At 69.0% G+C, this 24583-nt stretch carries 21 protein-coding genes, 1 tRNA gene and 1 other RNA gene; 6 read left to right on the top strand and 17 right to left on the bottom strand.

Annotation, left to right across the window (positions count from 1 at the left end; all coding sequences use genetic code 11):
* Positions 1 to 80 precede the first annotated feature (80 nt).
* The 4 genes from ACFHWY_RS12355 to ACFHWY_RS12340 all read right to left on the bottom strand — a co-directional run bounded on the left by ACFHWY_RS12355 (position 81) and on the right by ACFHWY_RS12340 (position 3790).
* Positions 81 to 1658, bottom strand: coding sequence for a ParB/RepB/Spo0J family partition protein (locus tag ACFHWY_RS12355; protein WP_416580297.1), 1578 nt, complete (start codon positions 1656 to 1658; stop codon positions 81 to 83).
* A 225-nt stretch (positions 1659 to 1883) separates the two neighbouring features.
* On the bottom strand, positions 1884 to 2246 hold the full coding sequence (locus ACFHWY_RS12350) for a hypothetical protein (RefSeq protein ID WP_416580296.1): 363 nt from the start codon (positions 2244 to 2246) through the stop codon (positions 1884 to 1886).
* Positions 2243 to 2572, bottom strand: a complete 330-nt coding sequence (locus tag ACFHWY_RS12345) for a hypothetical protein (protein ID WP_416580295.1) — start codon at positions 2570 to 2572, stop codon at positions 2243 to 2245. The genes ACFHWY_RS12350 and ACFHWY_RS12345 overlap by 4 nt, the downstream gene beginning before the upstream one ends.
* Before the next feature lie 237 nt (positions 2573 to 2809).
* On the bottom strand, positions 2810 to 3790 hold the full coding sequence (locus ACFHWY_RS12340) for a hypothetical protein (protein WP_416580294.1): 981 nt from the start codon (positions 3788 to 3790) through the stop codon (positions 2810 to 2812).
* Between the two features lie 605 nt (positions 3791 to 4395).
* Between ACFHWY_RS12340 and ACFHWY_RS12335 the strand changes: the two genes are divergently transcribed.
* Both ACFHWY_RS12335 and ACFHWY_RS12330 read left to right on the top strand, forming a co-directional pair.
* Positions 4396 to 4848: a hypothetical protein gene (locus ACFHWY_RS12335; RefSeq protein WP_416580293.1), complete on the top strand. Its 453-nt coding sequence runs from the start codon at positions 4396 to 4398 to the stop codon at positions 4846 to 4848.
* Positions 4785 to 6287, top strand: coding sequence for a relaxase/mobilization nuclease domain-containing protein (locus tag ACFHWY_RS12330; RefSeq protein WP_416580292.1), 1503 nt, complete (start codon positions 4785 to 4787; stop codon positions 6285 to 6287). The genes ACFHWY_RS12335 and ACFHWY_RS12330 overlap by 64 nt, the downstream gene beginning before the upstream one ends.
* Before the next feature lie 81 nt (positions 6288 to 6368).
* Here the strand turns inward: ACFHWY_RS12330 and ACFHWY_RS12325 are convergent, their stop codons facing one another.
* The 3 genes from ACFHWY_RS12325 to ACFHWY_RS12315 form a co-directional block, all read right to left on the bottom strand.
* On the bottom strand, positions 6369 to 7511 hold the full coding sequence (locus ACFHWY_RS12325; protein ID WP_416580291.1) for a tyrosine-type recombinase/integrase: 1143 nt from the start codon (positions 7509 to 7511) through the stop codon (positions 6369 to 6371).
* Between the two features lie 666 nt (positions 7512 to 8177).
* Positions 8178 to 8253: transfer RNA gene (locus tag ACFHWY_RS12320), tRNA-Ala, on the bottom strand.
* Positions 8254 to 8342: 89 nt separating this feature from the next.
* Positions 8343 to 8933 carry a YqgE/AlgH family protein gene (locus ACFHWY_RS12315; protein ID WP_416580337.1) on the bottom strand — a complete coding sequence of 197 codons (591 nt, stop codon included), beginning with the start codon at positions 8931 to 8933 and terminating at the stop codon, positions 8343 to 8345.
* Positions 8934 to 9203: 270 nt separating this feature from the next.
* Here ACFHWY_RS12315 and mdlC point away from each other — a divergent pair, with 270 nt between their 5' ends.
* Positions 9204 to 10799 (top strand): benzoylformate decarboxylase, encoded by a 1596-nt coding sequence (mdlC, locus tag ACFHWY_RS12310; protein WP_416580290.1) that lies wholly within the window; start codon positions 9204 to 9206, stop codon positions 10797 to 10799.
* A 13-nt stretch (positions 10800 to 10812) separates the two neighbouring features.
* On the opposite strand, the gene ACFHWY_RS12305 is transcribed toward mdlC, so the two are convergent.
* The 8 genes from ACFHWY_RS12305 to pruA form a co-directional block, all read right to left on the bottom strand.
* Complete coding sequence (locus ACFHWY_RS12305; protein ID WP_416580289.1) at positions 10813 to 11772, bottom strand: hypothetical protein; 960 nt, start codon at positions 11770 to 11772, stop codon at positions 10813 to 10815.
* 137 nt (positions 11773 to 11909) lie between these two features.
* Positions 11910 to 12285: a transfer-messenger RNA gene (gene ssrA / locus ACFHWY_RS12300) on the bottom strand.
* A 106-nt stretch (positions 12286 to 12391) separates the two neighbouring features.
* Positions 12392 to 12871 carry an SsrA-binding protein SmpB gene (smpB, locus tag ACFHWY_RS12295; protein ID WP_416580288.1) on the bottom strand — a complete coding sequence of 160 codons (480 nt, stop codon included), beginning with the start codon at positions 12869 to 12871 and terminating at the stop codon, positions 12392 to 12394.
* Between the two features lie 135 nt (positions 12872 to 13006).
* A complete protein-coding gene (gene ftsX, locus ACFHWY_RS12290; protein ID WP_416580287.1) occupies positions 13007 to 13882 on the bottom strand; it encodes a permease-like cell division protein FtsX in 876 nt (291 codons plus the stop codon).
* 68 nt (positions 13883 to 13950) lie between these two features.
* Positions 13951 to 14631, bottom strand: coding sequence for a cell division ATP-binding protein FtsE (gene ftsE / locus ACFHWY_RS12285; RefSeq protein WP_416580286.1), 681 nt, complete (start codon positions 14629 to 14631; stop codon positions 13951 to 13953).
* A 118-nt stretch (positions 14632 to 14749) separates the two neighbouring features.
* Positions 14750 to 15871: a peptide chain release factor 2 gene (prfB, locus tag ACFHWY_RS12280; protein WP_416580285.1), complete on the bottom strand. Its 1122-nt coding sequence runs from the start codon at positions 15869 to 15871 to the stop codon at positions 14750 to 14752.
* 77 nt (positions 15872 to 15948) lie between these two features.
* Positions 15949 to 16464, bottom strand: coding sequence for a helix-turn-helix transcriptional regulator (locus ACFHWY_RS12275; protein WP_416580284.1), 516 nt, complete (start codon positions 16462 to 16464; stop codon positions 15949 to 15951).
* 179 nt (positions 16465 to 16643) lie between these two features.
* Positions 16644 to 18272 (bottom strand): L-glutamate gamma-semialdehyde dehydrogenase, encoded by a 1629-nt coding sequence (gene pruA / locus ACFHWY_RS12270; protein ID WP_416580283.1) that lies wholly within the window; start codon positions 18270 to 18272, stop codon positions 16644 to 16646.
* 284 nt (positions 18273 to 18556) lie between these two features.
* Here pruA and ACFHWY_RS12265 point away from each other — a divergent pair, with 284 nt between their 5' ends.
* A complete protein-coding gene (locus ACFHWY_RS12265) occupies positions 18557 to 19597 on the top strand; it encodes a hypothetical protein (protein ID WP_416580282.1) in 1041 nt (346 codons plus the stop codon).
* Between the two features lie 45 nt (positions 19598 to 19642).
* Here the strand turns inward: ACFHWY_RS12265 and ACFHWY_RS12260 are convergent, their stop codons facing one another.
* Positions 19643 to 20164 (bottom strand): DUF6912 family protein, encoded by a 522-nt coding sequence (locus tag ACFHWY_RS12260; protein ID WP_416580281.1) that lies wholly within the window; start codon positions 20162 to 20164, stop codon positions 19643 to 19645.
* Between the two features lie 219 nt (positions 20165 to 20383).
* Between ACFHWY_RS12260 and ACFHWY_RS12255 the strand changes: the two genes are divergently transcribed.
* Positions 20384 to 20611, top strand: a complete 228-nt coding sequence (locus ACFHWY_RS12255; protein WP_416580280.1) for a helix-turn-helix domain-containing protein — start codon at positions 20384 to 20386, stop codon at positions 20609 to 20611.
* A 112-nt stretch (positions 20612 to 20723) separates the two neighbouring features.
* A complete protein-coding gene (locus ACFHWY_RS12250; RefSeq protein ID WP_416580279.1) occupies positions 20724 to 21404 on the top strand; it encodes an Rv3235 family protein in 681 nt (226 codons plus the stop codon).
* Between the two features lie 152 nt (positions 21405 to 21556).
* On the opposite strand, the gene secA is transcribed toward ACFHWY_RS12250, so the two are convergent.
* Positions 21557 to 24472 (bottom strand): preprotein translocase subunit SecA, encoded by a 2916-nt coding sequence (secA, locus tag ACFHWY_RS12245; RefSeq protein ID WP_416580278.1) that lies wholly within the window; start codon positions 24470 to 24472, stop codon positions 21557 to 21559.
* Positions 24473 to 24583 lie beyond the last annotated feature (111 nt).

Genomic DNA, 24583 nt, shown 5'->3' with positions numbered 1-24583 from the left:
ACCTGGGCACCATTGGCGCGTCGCTGGTCGCCGGTTCCTCCGGCCGCCGCCATCCGGTGGCGGCCGGAAGATCGCGTCGGCTATGCCTCGTCGGCAGCGAGGGTTGCGGGGTTGGTGTCGGTGGCCGGCAGCGGTGACTCACCGCATGCCCGCAGCTCGACCGTGGACAGCTCGTACCCGTTGGCTTCGAGGTAGCGCAGGTAGCGGGTGGTGCTGTCGCTGACGGTGCGCCACGAGTTGCGGCTCGTCGCCTCCTCGTACGCGGCGAGCAGCAGGCCCAGCGCGACCATCTGGGCGCGCTCGTCGCTGGCCTTCCCGACGAGTTCGACCATCGCCGGGGCTCGCCGGCCGAGCGTGGGAGCCTGGTCCGGCAGCCCGAGCAGGTCATGGGCCAGCCGGTTGCCCCCGGTCAGCGCCGACGTGACGGCGTGGTCGGTACGGGCGAGACTGCCGGCGATGAAGCCGGCGGCCGTCTTCGGCGCGGCCTTGCGAGCGAGGAACGTACGCAGCCAGTTCCGGCGTACCGTCTCGGCGCTGTCCCACGCCTTGTTGGACTGGATCACGTCACGGCGCTGGGCGCGGGCTTCCTCCCGTTCGGCGTCGGTCATCTCCGCGACGGTCTTGCGCCCGCTGCCGGAGTCGTGCCCCCGCCAGCGCAACGCGTGTCTGTGCGCGGCGAAGTCGGTGCACACGTACTCAGGCACCCAGATCCGGTACGGGCGAGCATGCTCCGGCTCCTGCGCGTCCTCGTCTGCCTCGGTCGACGTGTCATCGCCCCACGGGTCCTCCTCCTCGTCGGCGTCGCCCTCGTCCGGGTGGACCCATTCGTCGTCGAGAAAGGCAGCGTGCCCGGGGCAGGATGCGTGGTTCTCTTCGGTGAGCTGTTCCTCGCCGTGCTTCAGCTCCGACAGCCGCTTGACCTTCTCGTCGTTCCACGCCGGCCGGTCAACCACACTGATCCCGGCAGCAGCGAGGGCAGCGGCAGTCTCGGCCTTCGCCGCCTCCTCCGCGCGAGCGTCACGCAACTTCTGCGCCTCGTGGTCGAACCCGCCGCGCTGAGCGGCGACCACGAGCCGCTTGACCGCCTCCGCGTCGTCCTCGAACTCCGCGACCACCGCGGCCTGGTCGATGGTGAGGAACTCCCACCGCTGCGTCGCCCCCCGAGCGAGCTTGCTGCGAGCCACCGACAGCGCCTTGTCGACCACGGGCCGGCTCGTGGACATCCGCTTGGCGATCTCCCCGGCCGGGACACCGCACAGGGCGAGCTGGTCGTACGCGGCCACACGTTCAGCGACGGTGAGGGGTTCCCGGTGATCGTTCTCGTTCACCTGGTCGGTCAGCCGATCGGCCTCGTCCGGCTTCGGAACGACCATCACCCGCACCCACGGGCGCTGGGCTTGCACGGCGGCCAGGGTCCGGCGTTGCCCGCGCAGCACCACCAAGCGGTCGTTGTCGTCGCGGTAGGCGATGACCGGCTCCAGAACGCCACGCTGGCGGACGTTGTCGACGTAGGTCTTGCGCAACCGGGGGTCCAGTCGCACGTTGGCGCCCACGACCAGGGTCGCGGGGTCGACGCGGAGTAGCTCCTCCTCGAACTCCTCGTCATCGAGGGCATGAGGTGCCGTGGCCGTGGCCGTCGTGGGAGCAGAGAGCGTCACGGTGAAGTCCTTCCAAGGGATGTACGAGCAGCGGGCACGGCTGGCCCACCGCGTCGGCGGCGGTTGGTGAAAGGGGGGTGGTGTGGCGACGAGCGGCGCTACGGGTAGCCGCAGCGGCTACGCTGGCCGGTGCGGACCGTCTGGCGGTACGTCGGGCTCGGGTTGTAGCGGCCTGGAGCCCCGGTGGCCGGCCCGCGTGTCACGAGACCGCGCGGGCCGGCGCTGTCACCTCCGGCGCAACGGAGTCTCCAGCTCGCACTGACTGATCAGTTGCTGTCCCAGCCACGTACGAATCTGGTACCGGGCCAGCCCGTCGACAGCGGGTAGCTCGATGGTCTCCACGTCGACCGGCACCAGTTCGTCGGCCAGCCGGACGTAGGCAGCGACCAGGGCGTCACGGCTGCTGGGGCCACCCAGCCGTCGAAAGATCTCCGCCTGGGCGACCGCCCGCACGCTTCCGAGGATCAGGCCGGAGTCGGGGCGCAGCGTGGTCAGGATGATGTAGGTCACGGACTGCCGGGTGGGCGTGGGATTCTCAGCCGGCACGAGGCCCGGCTCCCCGGCGTCGCCCGGCTGCTGGCCGGTCACTGCGCACCGCCGGGCTGTTCGCCACCGGTCATGGCATCCGCTGCCGCCTCAGCCGGCTCAGGTGAGTGGGCCGGCGGGGCGAGCAGGAACGTCTGTCCACCGGACAGGTCCAGGACCGTGCCGGTGTCGGTGACGACGTTGTACCGGGTGCGCCGGCCGGAGAGGGCCTGCTTGTCGAGGACGGTCGCGGCGGTCGCGCCGGTCTTGACCCGGCTCGGGTGCCAGGTGCCTGGGTTACGGGTCGATGCCTTGGTCGCGTCGTCGGTGATGAGGATTCGGTCGCCCCGCGTCAAGCGGGCCGTGGTCTTCTTTCCTTGGGCAGTCACGGAGCTTCCTTCGATCAATCTGGCGGTTGTCGATGACGACGTGCGCCGGGTGGTAGCGACACCCGAGGGCCACACGTCGAAGAGTCAGGGTCGGCGCGAGTCCGGCGAGGCGATTCGCCGGCAGGAGAGCCACGGGTCCGAGCGGCCGGGTACCCGTGGCCTCTCCTCGTCGCGCCGCAAGCGACGCTGGTCGTCGCCCACCCACCTCACTACTTGCAATGATGCCGCATTAAGTTTTCAGGGCTGGTCCGCGACGGTCTCGTCGGAGGCGGTTGCGGCCTCAGCTCGCGCACGGTGCCAGTCGAGGATCGCCAGCCGGCGCAGGCCGGTCGTCGTGGCGTCCCGCTTGGTGCGATGCCAGGTGGGAACACCGCCGCCCGGCAGCGTGAGCTGCCAGACCCCGGGCTCCCCATAAGGCATCTCCGCTCGGGTGCGCCTGGCGACGGAGACCCGTGCGTCCTTGCCCGGAATCGGAGTGTCAGCGGGGGCGACGCGCTCCGGCTCGCACTTGCGAACCGGTAGACCGCCGGCGAGCAACGCGAAGCTCAGGGTGGTCCAAGGGCCACCGTCACCCCCGCCGTACTCCACCAGGTCATCGTCGTACCACGAGATCACGCGATCACCGACGGCCGGCAACCCGGCGGCACCGCTGACGACACCGGCGTCGGCAGTCTCGAATTGATCGCGCAGGTCGCTCCCCCTCCCGCGATCGGAGGAAGGCAGAAGCTCCCCAGGCTCGACGTCGGCCGATGGGCCGGACACCCGAGCGATACGCCCCGGAAGCATCTCCAACAGCCCTTCGATGTGGTTGGTCCAACCAGGCACCGACTCGATGCGCGAACGGCCGGCGTTGATGAGCTGGTACCAGGAGTAGCAGAGTTCGTAGACAGCCACAGCAGCCTTCGAGCCGTGCGCGCATGCGGACCGCGCAGCAACCCAGGCCGCAGCCCTACTGCCATTGGCGGTGAAGAGGTTGGCATACAGCGCGGAAGAGGCGACAGCGAAGCCGTTGACGTCCGGCACGACCAGTTCGGGCATCGGAAGGCACTCAGCGGCAGCCGGGTGCACGGTTTCGATGGCAGTCGTGATCATGTGTCGAGCGTCGACCAGGACCGGACGGATGGCGTTGAAGCGCTCCTCGGGAGTCAAAGAGCTAGGGGGCACGTGAACCTCCATGAGGGTCTGGGTTCTATCCGGAAGGGGTTCGATCTCCTTCACTTGTAATGATACCGCATTAGCCTCGGAAATGGCAGCCACCGACCTACTTGGCCTGCAAGAACGGGGGGAGCGAGGACGCCATCGGCCCGCTGCCTTCTGGGCCGACAACCGAACTGCCCAGGAGCGCGGTCCAAGATCAAGATGATGAACGCTCACCGCCCTATCGGTGAATCGAGTCAACGCTGCCTCGCCCCGGTCCGGAGCCCGGGTGCGTGGAGGGGCAAGCAAGTTGTAGTACCGGTCACCGGATGTGCCGACCGAGCGCGGTCGGCACATCCGGCAACCGACAAGAGCACTGACCCAGCGGGGTCAGTGGACAAGGTAACGCGACCACGTCGCGCGCCGACAGCGGCCACGCCGACACTCCGGCAGGCTTCCGCCTTCGAGGGCGAGTTGCCACACCTCGCGCCCAAGCGGTTCCGACTGGTTCCGCTTCCGCAGCCGGCAGGTCCGGCACGTGTGCTTCCGGTCGCGGCTCTTGCTTCCGCCGTCACCGGCAACGGGAACCGCATGCAACGTCGCGCGGAGTCGCTACCCGTAGCGTCGCCGATAACCCCGCCGTCGCACGTTCGGACGCAGGAACAGGCGAAGCGGAGGCGACGACGGTGGACACCCGTACGCGAACAGCGACCAGCGGCACGCCAAGCCCACGTGGCGTCGACCGGCGTCACCAGTTCCCCGGCCGGCGGCAACGGATCAACCTCCGACTCGACGAGGCCGAGCACAACGACGTCGTGACCGCCGCGAACCGCGCCGGACTGACCCCGACCGGCTTCTGCGCCGACGCCGCGTTGGCCGCCGCCAGGAGCACCACCGCCCCCGGCGCCCTGATCGCCGGAACCGGCGTCACCCGCGCAGAACTCGCCGCCATGCAGCGGGAACTCTTCGCTGCACGGACCGCCATCACGCGCACCGGCACCAACCTCAACCAAGCCACCGCAGCACTCAACGCCACCGGCGAAGCGCCGGTCTGGCTCGACCACGCCGTCAAGCGGTGCGTGCAGGCACTCGACAGACTCGACGCCCTCGTGGCCGACATCGACCGGCGGCTACGCTGATCCCCGCCATCCATCCCCGCGGCACGAACGTAGGCGGCCTGCTCCGCTACCTGTTCGGGCCAGGGAAGGCTGAGGAACACGTCAACCCCCACCTCATCGCTGCGTGGTCCGGACCCAGCCAGCTACCTTCGCTGGAACCCCCAACCCACGCCTCCGGGCGCCACGACATCCGGGCCCTGGCCCGCCTGCTCGAACAGCCCGTACGGGCCGGCAGGAACCCGCCCCAGAAGTTCGTCTGGCACACCTCCGTCCGCAACCACACCACCGACCGCGTCCTCAGCGACAGCCAATGGGCGCACATCGCCGCCGAGATCGTCGCCGCCGTCGGCATCGCCCCGCACGGCGACCCGGACGCCGTGCGATGGGTGGCCGTCCGCCACGCCGACGACCACATCCACATCGTGGCCACGCTCGTCCGGCAGGACGGCGAGACCGTCTGGGCCTGGAACGAACGCCTCAAGGCACAAATGGCCGCCCGAGACCTCGAACAACGCTACAGGCTGCACCAGGTCGGCCCGGTTGACCACACCAGCCACCGCCGGCCCACCGCCGCAGAGCAGAACAAGAGCCACCGGCAGGGCCGCCCAGAAATCCCGCGCGACAGGCTCCGCCGCGAGGTACGTGCGGCCGCTGCGGCGGCCGTTGACGAGGACGACTTCCTCAGCCGGCTTCAATCCGCCGGTGTCCTCGTGCGGCTGCGGCACAGCACGATCAACCCAGACGAGGTCACGGGTTATGCCGTCGGACTCCCCGACCACCACACCAGTTCCGGCGACACCGTCTGGTACAGCGGTGGCAGGCTTGCTCCAGACCTCACCCTCCCGCAGCTACGACAACGCTGGGGCATGGTTCCCGGCACCACCTCACGCGCCGGGATGAGGCGCCCAGAAGCTCGACACCGGAGGGACACCTTCCGCCGGGCCACGGCAGCGGCGGATCGCGGGGCCCGTCTTCTCGCGGAGGACCCAACCGGCGGCGAAGACGACATCGCGTCCCTCGCCTACGCCGCTGCTGACGTCCTCGCGTCGACGGCGCGGGCCTTCGAGGGCCGCAGAGGCGGACCCCTCACCGACACCTCGGAAACCTTCGACAGAGCAGTCCGGGAACCGCATGGTCGACGCCTGAGCCAGTGGCACCCGGTCGCGGGTCAACTTCTATCCATGTCCCGACTGATCTCGGCTGCAGGCCGACTCAGCAACGATGACGACACCGCCGCAGCACTGCAACTGGTACTGCGTGTATCGATGATCGCGAACAACCTCGCGATCCTCCGCGAGGCACAAGACAGAATCCACCAGGCCAGCGCGGCGCGACTCGCCGCTGACCGACTACAGGCGATTGCTACCGCCTCACTTTCTCATGCTCCCGCCCCAGCGGTCACCGTCTCTGCAGCGACCGTACGTTCAACCGGTGAGCGGGCATCACGGCGGAATGCATGATCAATCGCGAGTCGAGGCACGAGAACGGAAACGGCAAGGGCGAGGTCCCATTCGACCTCGCCCAGCCGCCTTGTCGTCGCCCTACTCGTCGTGGCCGAGCGGCCCCAAGATCGTCTCTTCCATGATCTCAGCAGATCGCCGCTCCGACTCCGGTAGGACATGGGTGTAGATCTCGTCCGTCATCCGCGCCCGCGCGTGCCCCAGACGCTTCTGCATCGCATGTCGCGGCACTCCATGGTCAGCACCAACGGTCGCGGACGTGTGGCGCCCGTCATGCAGCACGATCACCGGTACGCCGGCCGCGATGCAGAGAGCCCGGAACCGGTCCGTGAAGTATTTCGGATGGTACGGCGCACCGTCCTCCTTACAGAAGACGTAGCCGAGCTCCTTGTACAGCAGACCAGCTTCGGCCATTTCCTTCTGCTGTCGGCGCTGGTGTTCCGACAACACCGTACTCAAGGCGGAGCCGAAGAGGATGGACCTCTTGCTCTTGCCCTTCGGCGCCTTTTCGACAACGCCGCCCTCGACTTCGCCGGATGCAACAGCGCGCTGCCAGTGGACGTGGAGGATCTTGCGATCTAGATCGATCTTCGACCACTTCAACCCGGCCACCTCGCCGCGACGCATGCCGCACACGACGACGAGCACCCAGGCCGCGTAGAGGCGGTCATCGGCGATGTGCGCCAAGAATTGACCACACTGCTTCGCCGTCCAAATCCCCTTTCGGCCATGCTCCTCACGGTCGTCGGGGCGAGGCTGCCGGACGCCATCGATGACGACGCCAAGGTCCTTGAGCGCCTTCATCAGTGTCCGGTGGACGTGCCTGACCGTCTCCGCCGACAACCCCGTGCCCCTCCGGCCGCCCTTCCTCAACAGATGACGGTAGAAGTCGTTGATCGTTTGCCTGTCCAGGTCATACAGTCGCCGAGCACCCAGCCGCGGAATGATGTACTTCATGATCGCGTTGCGGTAGTTGCTCAGCGTTGTCACCGCAACATCCAGTTCGCGCTCTTCCAGCCACTTCACCAGTTCAGCGGCCATCGTGCCGTCTGCCGCCAACTCGCTTTGGCCGAACTGCTTGCGAGCCAGTTCCTCGGCCTTTAGTGCCTCCTTCTCCGTCTCGAACCCGCGAACGAACTTCTGCTTACGCTTGCCGTCATCTCCACGCGGCAGATCGATGACGTAGTACCAGGTGTTCCGTTTCGGGTCTTGTCGGACGCTCATCGCCGGACGCCGTTCAGCGGGATTCGGGGCGCAGAAATGCGCATCCGTGCTTGCCCGGCAGGCAACGACCGGCCCTTCGCATACGATCGGCGCACAGGGCTCGTGGCCTCGCCTCTTGCGAGACGGCTCGCTTGGACGATCGCTAGCGCCACCGGCCGGGCAGGCTGCGATCGTCGGGTCTTAGGGTGGTTCATGGGTTGGACCTCCTGCGTCCAATCAAGGTCCCGGTCAAGTGGTGGAGCACGTGGCCGGGACCGCCATCCATACCTGGGCGCGACGATCCGGAGCACGGTGATCTCACCGCGCTCATCGTGAGCGGCCAGGGTTATCGGGAGCGCTACGGCTGAGAAGGCTGTCCCACGCAGGCACCGCAGAAGAAGCGGCGTGCAGAGGCGTTCCGGAGAGACAGACGGAAGTCTGACCTCGATGCGGCCCCACTCATCGTTGACGAGCGTCGGACCGTCGAGGTGCTACGCGTTGGGCACGGCAGGGCGTCAGGAACTAGCCCCACACCTGAATCGCGGACCGCCATCTTTTCCTCCCGTGCTCACAGCCGAGCGACATGGGAGTCAGCGTAACGGATCATTGTGAGCACAGCTGTGATCACAAGATCACGGGAGATCGGCCTCTGCCGATGAAATCCACCCTTCCACCTGCGGTGGAAGATGGTGGAGCCGAGGGGACTCGAACCCCTGACCCCCACACTGCCAGTGTGGTGCGCTACCAGCTGCGCCACGGCCCCTTGCTGTCGCACCCGGCATCCCGGGCACTTGGAGAACTATACACACGCCTGACGGCATGGTCATCTTGCGGGGGCCTACCGGCCCGGGGTCAGTTCAGGGCCACGTCCGGCGGGAAGTGTGCGACCGCGGCCATCATGCCGCCCTGCCGGCGCAGCACCATCGGCCACAGGTCGTCGGGCCGTTCGACGAAGGCGTCGCCGGGCAGCGCGTCCAGCACGAACCAGGAACCGCCCTCGATCTCCTGCTCCAGCTGCCCGGTGCCCCAGCCGGCGTACCCGGCGAAGACCCGGATGCTTTGTACGTTGTCCCGCATCCGTTGCGGGTCGACCGACAGGTCGAGCGTGCCGACCGCGCCGGAGACCTGCTGGAAGCCCCTGAGCCGGCGTACCGGGGGGCGCATCCGGGCCAGGCAGATCGCTGAGTCGGGCTGGACCGGGCCGCCCTCGAACAGCACCGCCGGGTGGCGGGCAAGATCGCCCCAGTCGCGCAGCACGTCCCCCACCGGCACTTCGGTGGCCCGGTTGAGCACCACGCCGAGCGCGCCGCCGGGCTCGTGCGCGACCAGCAGCACGACCGTGCGGTCGAAGTTCGGGTCCTTCAGCGCGGGCGTCGCCACCAGCAGCTTCCCGGTCATCGACTCTGTCGCCCGCCCGCCGATCGCCTGCCCCTCTCCCTGCATCACGCGCACCCGTCAGTCGTGTACCGGGCGGCGGAACCGGTCACACATACCGGCGGGACCAACCGGTGCGATCCGCGCTGTCATTGCCATGTCTGGCACCATAGCTTGCGTCCCCGACCCTGGCGAAGGGGTGAAGGCGGGTGATCGACTGACTCGGCGAGGGCTACCGCCGTCGCCTCGGGCACGTGGGTTCGAGCGCTGGGAGAGCCGCCGCCGGAACCAGGCCGAAATGCCCGCTACGCCCGGGTTACCCCGATACATTCAGTGGCGATGGCAACGGTCCGCGACACCACTTACGACCTGCTCCGGGCCCTGGGCATGACCACCGTATTCGGTAATCCCGGTTCCACCGAGGAGCCGTTCCTGCATGCCTTCCCGGACGACTTCCACTACGTGCTCGCGCTGCACGAGGCATCTGCCGTCGGCATGGCCGATGGTTACACCCAGGTCACCGGTGCGCCCGCCCACGTCAACCTGCACACGGCCCCGGGTACCGGCAACGCCATGGGCAACATCGTCACCGCCTGGCACAACCGGGCCCCGCTGATCGTCACCGCCGGCCAGCAGACCCGGGAGATGCTGCTGCTCGAACCTCGGCTCACCGCCCGACACCCCACCGAACTTCCCCGGCCGTACGTCAAGTGGGCCCACGAGCCGGTTCGGGCGCAGGACGTGCCGGCGGCGTTCATGCGGGCGTACGCGACCGCGATCCAGCCACCGGCCGGACCGGTCTTCCTCTCCCTGCCGCTGGACGACTGGGCGCAACCCGCCGACCCGCCCCCACCGACCCGTACGGTCGCCACCCGGTTCGCTCCCGACCCGGAGCGACTGCGCGAGTTCGCGGCGGCGCTGGCGACCAGTCGGTCACCGGTGCTGGTGTTCGGCGCGGCCGTGGACCGCGCCGGTGCCTGGCCGGCCGCGGTCGCCCTGGCCGAGCGACTGGTCGCCCCGGTCTGGTCGGCGCCCGCGCCCGAGCGCACCGCCTTTCCCGAGGATCATCCGCACTTCCAGGGGGTGTTGACGTTCGCGATCGGCCCGCTGGCCGAACAGTTGCGGGGGCACGACCTGGTGCTGGTGGTCGGCGCCCCGGTGTTCCGCTACTACCCGCACGTGCCGGGTGAGACGTTGCCGGACGGCGCCCGGCTGCTGCACGTGACCGACGATCCCGAGGAGGCGGCCCGCGCGCCGGTCGGTGACAGCCTGCTCGGCGAGGCCGGCCTCGCCCTCGCCGCGCTGGCCGACCTGATGCCCCCGGCGGACCGGCCGCCTCCGCCGACCCGGCCGGCTCCGCCGCCGGTGGAGGACACGGTACCGCTCAGCGCGGACGCGCTGTTCGCCGCGCTGGCCCGGCACTGGCCCGAAGACGGGGTGCTGGTGCAGGAGTCGCCGTCCAATCTGTCGGCGCTGCGCCGCCGGCTGCGGTTGAGGACGCCCGGCTCGTACTTCACCATGGCCAGCGGCGGCCTCGGCTACGGGCTGCCGGCTGCCGTCGGCATCGCGCTCGCGCAGCGCGACACCGGGCGGCACCGGCCGGTGGTGGCGGTGATCGGCGACGGTTCGTTCCACTATTCGGTGCAGGCCCTCTGGACAGCGGCCCAGTTGCGGCTGCCACTGGTCGTCGTGGTCCCGGTGAACCAGCAGTACGCCATCCTGAAGGCGTTCGCCGAGCTCAAGCACACCCCGGGGGTACCCGGGCTGGACCTGCCCGGGCTCGACATCGCCTCGATCGCCACCGGCTACGGTTGCGCGACCGGGGTGGTGGAGGCGCCCGACCACCTCGGCACTGCCCTGGCCACGGCTTTGCGGGCGGACCGGCCGACGGTGCTGCCGGTGCCGATCCGCACGGACGTACCGCCGATCCTCTGAGCCACCGAGGCGGTCAGCCGGCGGCGAGCCGCAGCGGCGTGCCACTGAGCACGTCCAGGACCGGGCGGACGCCCAGTGGAGCGCGCAGCGTCACCGTGACCGGTTCGAACTTCAGCATGTCGTCGCAGACGCCGCTGGACCGCTGGACCGAGCCGCCGACGACCACCAGGTGATCGTGCTCCTGCACCAACGGGGTGATTTCGGTGTCGCAGCTGCCTATGCCGAGCCGGTAGGTCAGCGACGCTCCGTCGATGGCCCCGATGTCCTGGGCACCGACCAGGTCCGGTGGTACCGGCGCGGTGGGCGCGACCGGCTCGGGCAGGGCACCGACCGAGTGCGGTGCGACCGCGGCGCGGGCAACCACAGCGCCGATCTCCTGGACGGTGAACAACCACGCCGGCACCTGTGCGGCCCCTCGGCTGGTGTGGACCGGCGCGTGGCCCAGTTCGACGCCGGTGACGGTGAGCGGGACGCACGCGGCCTGCGGTGCGCTGCTCACCGGGTCGTCCGGTCCGGCCGGCGCGTCCGGCGGGTTTGCCGGCGGCGGCGTGCCGGGCTCCTTGGGCCGGCCCGGGCAGGGCGGCGGGTCGCCCTGGTCGAGCTGCTGGTACGCCTCGGCTGCGGTGATCAGCGGGACGCGCAGTTCTCCGTCCGGGAAGCGAATCGTGCCGTCGTCGGGCTGCCCAGCCGGTAGGACAGCCTGCTCGCGGTACCAGCCGGCGTTGAAGGCCAGCTTGGTTTCGTCGGTGAACGCCGCTTCGCCGACGAGCACCGTGACCTCCTGGAGCGGCACGTAGCCGGTGGTCCACGCCGTAGGTGGCCGCCACCCGTCGGCGACCACTGTGGCCCGCTGGTCGAACGCCACGTGCCGGTCGAGCCGTGGGCCGGTGTCTGCCGGCTCGGTATCCACCTGGGCGCAACCGGCGACGATGATCAGCAGCGGCAGGCCCAGCAGGGCGGGAGATCGGCGCATGCCTGTTGGACGGGCCCGCGCCGCGGTGGGTTCCCGGGGACGTACCTCTCGTGGCCTGGCGGTCTGGCCCGCCCGTCGTAGGTGTGGGTGCAGACGACTGCGCGCCCTGGTCGGATGACCGGGGCGCGCAGTTCAGGTGGTGGAGGTGCCGGGAATCGAACCCGGGTCCTTCGCCGGTTTGTCAGGGCTTCTCCGAGCGCAGCTCGCTGTGCCTCTACTCGGCCCCACCGCTCACGCGAGCAAGTTGGTGTGACGGGCCCAGTCGCTGATTGATCTCGCCGCACGGACCCCGCGACCGGGTCCGATTGGCCAGCCTTCTAGCTGATGCCGGCTACTGGGTCGAAGGCGCTCCCAGGCCGACAGACTTAGCTACTCGCCTCAGGCGGCGAGAGCGAAGTCAGCGCGATTGCTCTTGGCGCTTATAAGTTTCCGACGACCGATTTTCGAGACGACGTCGGCTTCCTCGGCTCGCTTCCCCTGTCGCTGCGTACGAAGTCGAAACCAGTCACCCCCTCGACGGGCCGCCGGTGTGGCGGCACTGACAAGCCTAACGCCTGCCGCAACCGGATTCATCCTGAGCCTGAGTCGACCAGCCAGAATGAGGCAATCCGGACAAACGCTAATAGTCCATCCCCTTGCCTCGCCGTCCGGCCGCCCGGGCGATTTCCCGGTCGGCGTCCCGCTTGGCGAGGTCCTGCCGCTTGTCGTACGACTTCTTGCCCCGGGCCAGGCCAATTTCCACCTTGGCCCACCCGTCGGAGAAGTAGACCTGCAACGGCACCAGGGTCAGCCCACTCTCCCGGAGCTTGCCGACCAGCCGGTCGATTTCCAGCCGCTTGAGCAGCAACTTGCGGGTACGCCGAGGCTCGTGGTTGGTCCAGGTGCCCTGGGTGTACTCCGGGATGTGCATGCTGTGCAGGTAGAGTTCGCCGTCCCGCTCCTGGGCGAACGCGTCGACCAGCGACGCCCGCCCGGCCCGCAGCGACTTGACCTCGGTGCCGGTCAGCGCCATTCCCGCCTCGTAGGTGTCGAGGATGGCGTAGTCGTGACGCGCCTTTTTGTTGGAGGCGACGACCTTGCGCCCCTTCTCCCGTGGCATCGCCGCGCCACCCCCTTCCGGTTGCCGCCCTCGACCGGTGTGTGGGCCGCCGAAGAGCGAAGATCATGCTACCCGAATGACAGGGGCCCTCCCGCACCGTTTGTTCCGGCGATGGAAGGGCCCCTGACCGGCAGGCTAGACCCGCAGGTAGAAGCGGAGAGTGACCCAGGCGGTGACCGCACTGATCACACCACCGATGCCGGCCATCAACGGGAAGGTCAGGAACACCTCGCCCCAGCTCACCGGCGCGAACAGCCCCTGCAGGGCGCTCAGTGCGCCGTCGAACAGGAAGACCTTGAGGGCTATCAGGGCTCCGAGGCCGAGCACCGACCCGATCAGGCCGGCGACCACCGCCTCCAGCACGAACGGCGCCTGGATGAACCAGTTCGAGGCGCCGACCAGCTTCATCACCGCGACCTCACGCCGCTTGCTGTACGCGGCCACCTGGATGGTGTTCGCCACCAGCAGCAGGGCCGCGACAGCCATCGCGATCGCGGCGACCAGGGCGATGTTCTGCCCGGCGGTGAACAGGTTGAAGATCTTGTCGAGCACCTGGCTCTGGTCGACGACCTGATCGACCCCCTCGATCGCGACGTACTGGTCGGAGATGGTCTTGTACTCCTCCGGGTTCACCAACTTGAGCCGGTACGACTCGGGCAACTGGTCCGCCTTCACCGCGCTCAGCAGGTCCGGCGAATCCCGGAACATCTCCTGGAAACGCTGGAACGCCTCGTCCTTGTTGACGTAGGTGACCTGTGAGATCAGCGGATCGGCTTCCAGCCGGCCGGCGATGTCGGTGCGCTGCTCGTCGGTGACGTCGGCGTTCAGGAAGATCGAGACCTCGATGTTCTCGAAGTACAGCTGCTTCATGTCGGCGACCTTGGTGTAGATCAGGCCGCTGGCGCCGAGCATGGTCAACGAGACCGCCAACGTGATGATCATCGCGATGGTCATGGTCACGTTGCGCCACAGTCCGACCAGTACCTCGGACAGGACGTATTTCATCCGCATCGGGTTTTCCTCCGGCTCTCCGGCGTGCTGTGTTCGTCGTCAGATCAGGGTGCGGTGGGTCGGTCTCGTCACCCGTAGACGCCGCGGGCCTGGTCGCGAACGATGCGGCCGCTCTCGATCTCGATGACCCGGCGGCGCATCTGGTTCACGATGTTGGAGTCGTGCGTGACCATCACGACGGTCGTGCCGGTGCGGTTGATCCGGTCCAGCAGGCGCATGATCTCGATGGAGGTGTCCGGGTCCAGGTTTCCGGTCGGCTCGTCCGCCAGCAGGATCAGCGGCCGGTTCACGAACGCCCGGGCCACCGCCACGCGCTGCTGCTCACCACCGGACAGCTCGTGCGGGTAGCGGTGCTCCTTGCCGCCGAGGCCGACCAGTTCCAGCACCTCCGGCACGACCCGGCGGGCCACCGCCTTGGTCTTGCCGATCACCTCCAGCGCGAACGCGACGTTCTCGTAGGCGGTGCGGTTGGGCAGGAGCCGGAAGTCCTGGAAGACACAGCCGATCGACCGGCGGAAGTGCGGGCGCTTCCAGGACCGCATCGACGTGACGTCTTTGCCGTTCACCACGACACGACCCTTGTTGGGGATCACCTCGTGCAGCAGCATCTTGACGATGGTGGACTTGCCGGAGCCGGATGGGCCGATGAAGAAGACGAACTCGCCCTTGTCGATCGACACGGACACGTTGTCGAGCGAAGGCCGCGACGCCTTCGGGTACGTCTTCGTCACTTGCTCAAGCTGAATCACGGGTGGTGAGTCTACGCGGTGTAACTGCCGTGCCAAGTGCTACGCCCCGCCGTTGCGGGGCAAGTCGTTGAATCAGCACGTCAGGTGGAGATCCACGACGCGCTCCGCCAACAAGCGATCACGCACCGTCGCCGGCGAGTTGCTGCTGCTTGCGCCACCGGATCCCCGCCTCGATGAAGGAGTCCAGCTCACCGTCGAAGACGGCGCTCGGGTTGCCGGTCTCCTGCTCGGTACGCAAATCCTTCACCATCTGATAGGGGTGCAGGACGTACGAACGCATCTGGTCACCCCAGGAGCCGGCGGCGTCGGTCTTGAGGCCCTGAAGTTTGGCCTGCTCCTCCTGGCGCTTGCGCTCGAGCAGCCGGGCCTGCAGTACCCGCAGCGCTGAGGCCTTGTTCTGCAACTGCGACTTCTCGTTCTGGCAGGTCACCACGATGCCGGTCGGGATGTGCGTGAGCCGCACCGCCGAGTCGGTGGTGTTGACGCTCTGACCGCCGGGGCCCGAGGATCGATAGACGTCGACCCGCATCTCGTTCTCGGGGATGTCGATGCTGTCGGTCTGCTCCACCACCGGCAGCACCTCGACGCCGGCGAAGCTGGTCTGCCGGCGGCCCTGGTTGTCGAAGGGGCTGATCCGGACCAGCCGGTGAGTGCCGGACTCCACGCTGAGCGTGCCGTAGGCGTACGGCACCTTCACCGTGAAGGTGGCCGATTTCAGGCCCGCCTCCTCGGCGTACGAGGTTTCGAAGACCTCCGTGGGGTAGCCGTGCCGTTCGGCCCACCGCAGGTACATCCGCAGCAGCATCTCGGCGAAATCGGCCGCGTCCACACCGCCAGCGCCAGCCCGGATGGCCACCAGCGCCTCCCGGGAGTCGTACTCGCCGGAAAGCAGGGTGCGGACCTCCATGTCCTGGATGGCCCTGGTCAGCCTGCTGATCTCCAACTCGACCTCGGCGAGCACCCCCGAGTCGGATTCGTCCTCGGCCAACTCCAGCAGCACGTGCGCGTCATCCAGTCGCGAGCGCAGGCTGCCGAGCTTGTCGATCTCGCTGTTGACGTACGACAGTTGCGAGGTGACCAGTTGGGCCCGGGCCTGGTCGTCCCAGAGGTCCGGGGCGGACGCCTCCTGCTCCAGGCGGGCCTTGTCCGAGCGGAGGCGGTCGAAGTCGAGCACCGCCTCGATGTTGCGCAGGGTGGCGTCGAGTTCCTTGAGCTGTTCGGCGAAATCGGCAGCGGTCACGACAGACAAGGGTACTGCTCGGGCGAGGAGTGAGCTTGCGAGCCCCGCAGACCGAGCCAGGAAAGCCCAGGTGAGGCTCAGCCGGCGGGGGCGCTCTTGAGCCAGGAGAGCGCGGCACGGTGGTACGCCACGGCGAATTCGAGCGCGCTCGCGTCGTACGTGTCGCCTTCCTTCTTGGCGTTCTTGACCTGCTCGCGGACCCGGGCCAGCGCATCGGTGTGGTACTCGTTGGCTGCGGCCTGGAGGTTCTTGAGCTGGCTCGGGGAGTGTAGGTTTCCGAACGCGATGCGTAGGGCGATCGGGTTTCGGATGGTGTCCCGCCCCGGGTCCTCGGCCAGCCATCGGGTGAAGGTTCGTTTGCCGGCGGCCGTGAGCGCGTACGGTTGACTCATCCGCGGTCCGGGCTTACCCAACCGGACGAAACCCCGCTCGGCCAGCACCGGCAACTCCCGGTAGACCTGGCTGCGGGTCATTGACCAGTACGGCGCCAGTCGGCGCTCGGCGGCGGCCATCAACTGGCCACCTGTCATGGGACCCTCGTGGAGCAGCCCAAGCAGGGCCGCCGCCGTGGGGTTCACTCCGGTTTCCGCCATGCCCCTCACGCTGCCACTTTGCCGGGCCGGCGTCCAGGATTTCACCGTTTCGCCACCCAATGGGGTTTCCTATGTGCACTGTCGGTGCCCGACGGTGCGTCGGCCCTGCTCAGCCTGACGACGAGTTGAGAAGGGGCCCCTTCTGTACGCGAGGCGTTGACAAGGGGCCCCGCCTACCCTCAGCCCATGTGGGGGTAGGTGTGGTCGGTGGGCGGGACGAAGGTCTCCTTTATGGTCCGGGGCGACGTCCAGCGGATCAGGTTGTGCCAGGAGCCGGCCTTGTCGTTGGTGCCGCTGGCCCGCGCGCCACCGAAGGGCTGCTGCCCGACCACCGCACCGGTCGGCTTGTCGTTGATGTAGAAGTTCCCCGCCGCGTAGCGCATCTTCTCCGCCACCGCGTCGACCACCCGGCGGTCGGTGGCGAAGATCGACCCGGTGAGCGCGTACGGGGCGATCGACTCGGCCTGGGTGACGACCTCGTCGAAGCGGGCGTCGTCGAAGACGTGCACGCCGAGGATCGGCCCGAAGTACTCGGTGGTGAACGTCTCGTGGGCCGGATCGCCGCATTCGAAGATCGTCGGACGGACGAACCAGCCGATCGAGTCGTCGGCGGTGCCGCCGGCGACGACCCGGCAACTGTCGTCGTAGGAGATCAACTTCAACGCGGCGGTGTGCCGGGAGAACGCCTTGTCGTCGATCACCGCCCCGCCGAAGTTGCGGAAGTCGGTGACGTCGCCGTAGGCCAGCCCGTCCGTGGTGGCGGCCAGCCGGTCGCGCAGGCCGCCCTCCCAGAGCGAGCGCGGGACGTACGCCCGGGAGGCCGCCGAGCACTTCTGGCCCTGGTACTCGAAGGCACCCCGGATCAGCGCGGTGTGCAGGGCGTCGACGTCCGCGCTGGGGTGCGCGACCACGAAGTCCTTTCCCCCGGTCTCGCCGACCAGCCTCGGGTAGCCCCGGTAGGTCGCGATGTTCTCGCCCACCGTGCGCCAGAGGTGCTGGAAGACCTTGGTGGACCCGGTGAAGTGGATGCCAGCCAGGTCTGGGTCGGCCAGCACTACGTCGGAGACCTGTTCACCCCGGCCGGTGACCATGTTGATCACACCGGGCGGGAGACCGGCCGCCTCGAACAGTCGCATGGTGAAGTGCGCCGCGAACTGCTGGGTCGGGCCCGGCTTCCAGACGACCGTGTTGCCGAGCAGGGCCGGCGCCGAGGGCAGGTTGCCGGCGATCGCGGTGAAGTTGAACGGGGTGACCGCGTAGACGAAGCCCTCCAGCGGTCGGTGGTCGAACCGGTTCCACACACCGGCGGACGACAACGGCTGCTCGGCGAGGAGCCGGCGGGCGAAGTGCACGTTGAAGCGCAGGAAGTCGATGAACTCGCAGGCGGCGTCGATTTCGGCCTGCACCGCGGTCTTCGACTGGCCGAGCATGGTGGCCGCGTTGAGCGTGTCCCGCCAGGGGCCGGCGAGCAGTTCGGCGGCGCGTAGGAGGATCGCGGCCCGTTCCTCGAAGGGTAGCGCGCGCCACCCGGGTGCCGCGTCCTTGGCCGCCTTGACGGCGGCCCGCGCGTCGTCGTGGGTGGCGTGCCCGGTGATACCGAGCACCTCGGCACGCCGGTGCGGCTGCACCACCTGGATGGACTCGCCGCCGGCCATCCGCTGCTCGCCCGCGATGGTCATCGGCAGGTCGATGCGCTCGGCGGCCAGCTCGGTGAGCCGCCGCCGGAGCCGCTCGCGGTCAGCGCTGCCCGGCTCGTAGCTTCGCACCGCCTCGTTGTGCGGCTCGGGTACGGAGAACACGGCGTCCATCAGGGCTCCTGGCGATCTCGACGGCGATGGCGAAACCGGCCCCACGGTGGCGGGACCTCATCCCGATCCTCCCATGTCCGGCGCCGCTCGATCACAGCCAGGCCACACCGAAACCGCCGATCAAGAGGCTGTCGATGAACTTCGGCATGCATTCGTGCCTGAGATCGGCAAACACCCGAAGGAACGCAGGTGCCGCGGTTTTGGACCTCCGTGCAACCTGGCCGCGTACGCTGGGTTGCCGGTAACGTTCCGGCCCGGTCGGGCCTGGCGGCGAAGGGGAGACGATGAGCAACGAGCCCGGTGGGCCGACCGCCGCGCAACCCGACCCTCCGGTGACAGTCGACCCGTCGCCCGCGGGAGCCATCGACATCGGGCGACCGACACCCGCACCCGGGACGTTGGCGCTGGCGGTGCTCGCGGCGGGCTGGCTGGCGGCGATGCTCTGGTCGACCCGCGAGGCGATCAGCTCGGCGACCGCCGGCGTCACCGCGGTCAGCCTGTCGGCCTTCGCGCTGCCCGGCGTGATCTCGGCCGCGCTGGTGGCCGGCGCGGCGGTGGGGTTGGCCGTCGGCGAGCCGGTCGCCCGGCGAGGTGACCGGACGACCCTGCGATTCGTGGTCGCGGTCGGCACCGGCCTGCTGGTAGGGCTCCTTGCCGCGCTCGCGATCGACCTCAGCTACGCCGGCGACACGGTCACCCGGACGATCGCCGGTACCACCGCAGCCGCAGCCGTCATCGGCGGTGCGCTCGCGGGTGCCCGAAACGGGGCGGTGGTCGGGGCGGTGGCCTACGCCGCACTGGTCACCCTGCTCTTCGTGGTGGCCTTCAGCCTGGTCCGGGACCCGCTGTTCGACCTCTTCGGTGCCGGCGACAGCCAGCAGTCGCTGGTCGACGCGGCCAGCTGGGTCTCCCGGACCGAGTCCCTGCTGGCCGGGCTCGTCGCCGGCGTCCTGGCGTTCGGCTACCTCAGCTGGGCACGACGGCGGGCCGCCCACAGCGGCACGGGAGCCGAGCTGCGCTGGCCGGCCTACCTCGTCGCCGGGGCGGGTCCGGGGCTGCTGCTGTTGCTCACCGAGGTGATCATCAGGGTCGGTGGGCGTTCCCTGATCGACCTGGCCGCCGCGCTCAGCGAGGCGGACGCGGTGGCGCAGACATCCCTCGGCACCACACGGGTGGACAACGCCATCTGGGTGCTCTTCGTCGGCGCGCTGACCGCCATGGTCACCTTCGGTCGCACGCTCGCCTCGCCACCAGCCGAGGACGAGGCGTCCGAGCCGGACGACTCAGGCGTCGACGAGGCGAGCACCCGCAGCGCCGGCCGCTGACCGGGGCCGGGGCCGGGGCCGGGGTGGGTTCGCGTGGACCGGCGGTCACTCCTCGGCGGCGGCACCGGTACCGAGCAACGTCTCCAACTCGCTCGGGTCGTACCACTCCAGTTCGTGGTCCTCGGCGCCGTCGACGGTGAACTGCGCGTCGGGATCGCCGGCCAGCGCCTCCATCACCACCTGCGCGGCTGCGGCGACGTCGGTCGCGGCGTCCACACCGTCCACGTGGATGGCCGCCACGGCGGAGGCCGGCACCGGCCCGCGCAGCTCCACCGTGCTGGCGCCCAACTCGCCGTCGCCCCGACCGATCCTCGTCGCCGGCAGGTCCGCCGAGATCACCACCCGCCGGGGCGGCACGGCCGGGTCGCGGCCGATCAGTTGCAGGGCGTCCTGGGCGGCCCGGGTGAAGGCGACGTACTCCAACTCCTCCTCGTCGCCCTCCGCGTACCACTCGCGCAGCGTCGGAGTCACCGCGTGCGCCTGCGTCGCGGAGAGGCCCTGCTCAGGCAGCCCGGCCAGCATTGGCACGGTCGCCGGCACGTAGACCCGAACAAGCTCGTCAGTCACCGGTGATCTCCCCCGCTCTGTTCCGTTCGTCGGCTACGCCACCGGCCGGGCGTACGACCGCGTCGTGCGCCGTGACCGTCATACACCCCGGACCGCTCCGGTGGAAGTTCCGGCTACGTCCGGTGTGTCCGGCTGTGCCGGCGTGCCGCTCGACATCGGTGGCCTGACCACACCATCGATGGCAAACTGAGGCAAACGACATCAACCCTGGGAGTTTCCGTGGAGCCGAGGTTCCTGCTCCTGTCCGACGTGGCCACCGAGCTGAACGTGTCGGACTCGCAGGTCTACCACATGGTACGCAGCGGCGAACTACCCGCGATCAAGGTCGGCGGACGGGGCCAGTGGCGGGTCGAGCGGGCCCGGCTGGAGGAGTACATCCAGCACAAGTACGCGGAGACCGCCGAGTGGGTTCGCGGCAACCCGCTGGCCGAACGCGAGCCCGAGTAGCCAGGACGTCACGGCGGCATTGACCGATGCCTTCATCATGTCGGAGAATCGACGCTGTCGAAGGCAAACGAAGGCAAACGCACGCGATTGCGGTTGAGTGAGGGGCGGTCTGATGACGGATCTCCGGCGACCCGGGCCGGCACACCCGCCCGTGCGGCTGCGCCCCGTGCCCGCATCCGATCCACCCTTCGTGGACGAGGACACCGCTGGCTGGCCCGCCAAGACCGACGGGCAACTCGCGCTCGACCTATTCGCTGGCAACCCACGCTGGTCCAGCGAGCGCCCATCCGATCGGCCCCCCGCCCGGTGGAACGCCACCCGCACCGGCAGACGTGCCGGCGCGCCGGGCACCCCCACGGCGGACGAGCGACGTTCCCTCGGTCGACCCACGCCGGCCGGGCCCGGCGACGACGCCATCCGGCACCTGCCGCTAGAGGCCCTGGCGACGGCCACCCCGGCGGCCACCCGCGTCGCCCACCGGTTCGTCACCACCTGCCTCGAGGTGCTCAACGGCTTCCGGCCGCCGGTGCAGCTCCGGCAGCAACTCGACCCGGCCCGGTCCGCCCAACTGCTGCACGAACTCGCCCGCGCCGCCGCCCGCGGGGTGCCCGCGCGGCGCCGCTCGACCCGACCCGGCCTCCGGCTGCGTCGGCTCCGTGTCTGCGAGCCACATTCCGCCGCCATCGAGGCCGCCGCGGTGCTCACCGGAGCCGCCGGCCGCAGCTGGGCGCTGGCTCTACGCCTGGAGTACCGGCGTGGCAACTGGCTCTGCACCGACCTGCGGGTCCTCTGACCCGCCCTCGTCACTCACCTGCTCAAGGCTGACTGCCAGACCTGCCTGGCGGTCAGCCTGATGGCGGCCGGACGTACTCGATCCAGGATCGAGTGGCCGTGTTCGTGGCCGCTCGTTCCTGGACCGAGTGGTGATCCTGTGGGCGCGTCGGCCTAGCCGGCCGAGTTGCCGCCGGGGGCACCGTGGCAGCGCTTGTACTTACGACCCGAGCCGCAGGGGCACGGTGCGTTGCGGGACGGTCCGTTGCCGGCGCTCGCCTGGCCGGGCGCGACCTGGCGGGCCGCGCCCGCCGGAACCGCCGGGTCACGCAGGCCAGCGGCCGGGCGCTGCGACACCGGGCGTCCCGGCGCCGCCGGGACAGTCGGATCCGGCTGCCCGATGCCCAGCGCCGGAGCGCGCTGGTCGCCGCGTTGCACGGCGACTCCGCCGGCTCCGGCCTCGCCGTCGATGGTCGGCGCGGAGTACTGCAGCCCCTGCTGCTGCGGCGCCCTAACCAGGCCCTTGGCCCGGATCTCCACCGGCTTGTCCAGCAGCTGGACCTCCTCGGCCGCCTCCGGCTCGTCGACCTGCACCTCAAGGTTGTAGAGGAAGCCGACCGTCTCTTCCTTGATGCCGTCCATCATGGTGGCGAACATGTCGAAGCCCTCGCGCTGGTACTCCACCACCGGGTCGCGCTGGGCGTACGCCCGCAGCGAAATGCCCTCCTGGAGGTAGTCCATCTCGTAGAGGTGCTCACGCCACTTGCGGTCGATGACCTGGAGCAGCACCATCCGCTCCAGCTGCCGGGCGCCCTCGACGCCAAGCTGCTCCTCGCGCCGGTCGTACGCAGCGTTCGCGTCGTCCCTGAGCCGGGCGACCAGGAAGTCGCCGTCGATGCTAGCCCGTGACCCGCCGGCTTCCTCCTCCATCTCCTCGATGGTGATGCCCACCGGGTAGAGCTGCTTGAGGTTGGTCCACAGCTGGTCGAGGTCCCAGTCCTCGGCGTAGCCGTCGGCGGTGGCTCCCCGCACGTACTCCTCGACCACTGTACTGATCATGGTGCGTACCTGCTCGGAGAGGTCCTCGCCGTTGAGCACCCGCAGCCGCTCGGCGTAGACCACCTGGCGCTGCTTGTTCATCACCTCGTCGTACTTGAGGACGTTCTTGCGGATCTCGGCGTTCTGCCCCTCGATCTGGGCCTGCGCGTTCTTGATCTGGCGGGTGACCATCTTCGACTCGATGGGCACGTCCTCCGGAATGTTGAAGCGGTCCATGACCGCCTCCACCGCGCCGGAACGGAACCGCTTCATCAACTCGTCCTGCAGCGACAGGTAGAACCGCGACTCGCCCGGGTCGCCCTGCCGGCCGGACCGACCCCGCAGCTGGTTGTCGATCCGCCGGGACTCGTGCCGCTCGGTGCCGAGCACATAGAGCCCACCGGCGTCGGCGACCTCATCCGCCTCGGCGTCACACGCCTGCTTCCACTTGGGCATGACCTCTTCGAGGGCCTTGTCGTACTCCTCGGCGTTCTCCAGCGGGTCGAGCCCGCGCTGGCGCAGTTCACTCGCGGCAAGGAACTCGGGGTTGCCACCGAGCAGGATGTCGGTGCCCCGGCCGGCCATGTTGGTGGCCACCGTGACCGCGCCCTTACGACCGGCCTGGGCGACGATCTCCGCCTCCCGGGCATGGAACTTCGCGTTGAGTACCGAGTGCGGAATGCCCCGGCGGCGCAGCAGCGTGGACAGGATCTCGGAATTCTCCACCGAGACCGTGCCTACCAGCACCGGCTGCCCGGCCTGGTGCCGCTCGGCGATGTCCTCGATGACGGCGTTGAACTTGGCCTGCTCGGTCTTGTAGATCACGTCGGCCCGGTCCTCGCGGACCATCGGCCGGTGGGTCGGGATGGTCACCACGCCGACCTTGTAGACCTTGTTGAACTCGCCCGCCTCGGTCTGCGCGGTACCGGTCATGCCGGAGAGCTTGTCGTAGAGGCGGAAGTAGTTCTGCAGGGTGATGGTGGCAAGCGTCTGATTCTCCTGCTTGATCTCCACCCCCTCCTTGGCCTCGATCGCCTGGTGCATGCCCTCGTTGTAGCGGCGGCCGTGCAGGATCCGGCCGGTGAACTCGTCGACGATCAGGACCTCGCCGTCGTTGACGATGTAGTCCTTGTCGCGCTTGTACAGCTCCTTGGCCTTGATCGCGTTGTTCAGGTAGCCGACCAGCGGAGTGTTCACCGACTCGTAGAGGTTGTCGATGCCGAGCCGGTCCTCGACCTTGGCCACGCCACGCTCGGTGACCGCGATGGTGCGCTTGGAGTAGTCGACCTCGTAGTCGCCCTCGCCGTCCTTGCCGGACTGCAGCCGGGCCACCACGGCGGCGAACTCGCCGTACCAGCGGGCGGAGTGCTCGGCCGGACCGGAGATGATCAGCGGGGTGCGGGCCTCGTCGATCAGGATCGAGTCGACCTCGTCTACCACAGCGAAGTTGTGGCCACGCTGGACCAGCTCGTCCTTGGACCATGCCATGTTGTCGCGCAGGTAGTCGAAGCCGAACTCGTTGTTCGTGCCGTAGGTGATGTCGCACTCGTAGGCCGCACGGTGCTCGACGGACGGCCGGTTGGGCAGCACCACGCCGACGGTCAGCCCGAGGAACTCGTGCACCCGGCCCATCCAGGCGGCGTCGCGCTGGGCCAGATAGTCGTTGACGGTGATCACGTGCACGCCCTTTGCGGACAGCGCGTTGAGGTAGACCGGCATCACCGAGGTCAGGGTCTTGCCCTCACCTGTCTTCATCTCGGCGATGTTGCCGAAGTGCAGCGCCGCGCCACCCATCACCTGCACGTCGTACGGCCGCTGGCCGAGCACCCGCGCCGCTGCCTCCCGGCAGACCGCGAATGCCTCGGGCAGCAGGTCGTCCAGGGTCTCGCCCTCGGCGATCCGCTCCCGGAACTGCTCGGTCATGTCGCGCAACTCGTCATCGGTGAGATTGACGTAGTCGTCCTCGATCGAGCTGACGGCGGCGGCGATCGCCTTGAGGCGACGCACCATGCGCCCCTCGCCCGCACGGAGGACCTTTTCAAGAATCGACACGGATCAACGCTCCCCTAGACAGTCTCCGAACCATCGTAGGCGTTCCGGCGGGCCGGTGGTCACTGGTGGAGGTGGTCGAGTGCCGCGAACCTGACATAACACGCTCCATGC

Origin of the sequence: Micromonospora sp. LOL_024 (genome assembly GCF_048060415.1) — a bacterium.
GTDB lineage: Bacteria > Actinomycetota > Actinomycetes > Mycobacteriales > Micromonosporaceae > Micromonospora.
Note: the sequence above shows the minus strand (reverse complement) of the source record. Positions and strands in the feature narration are given on the sequence as shown.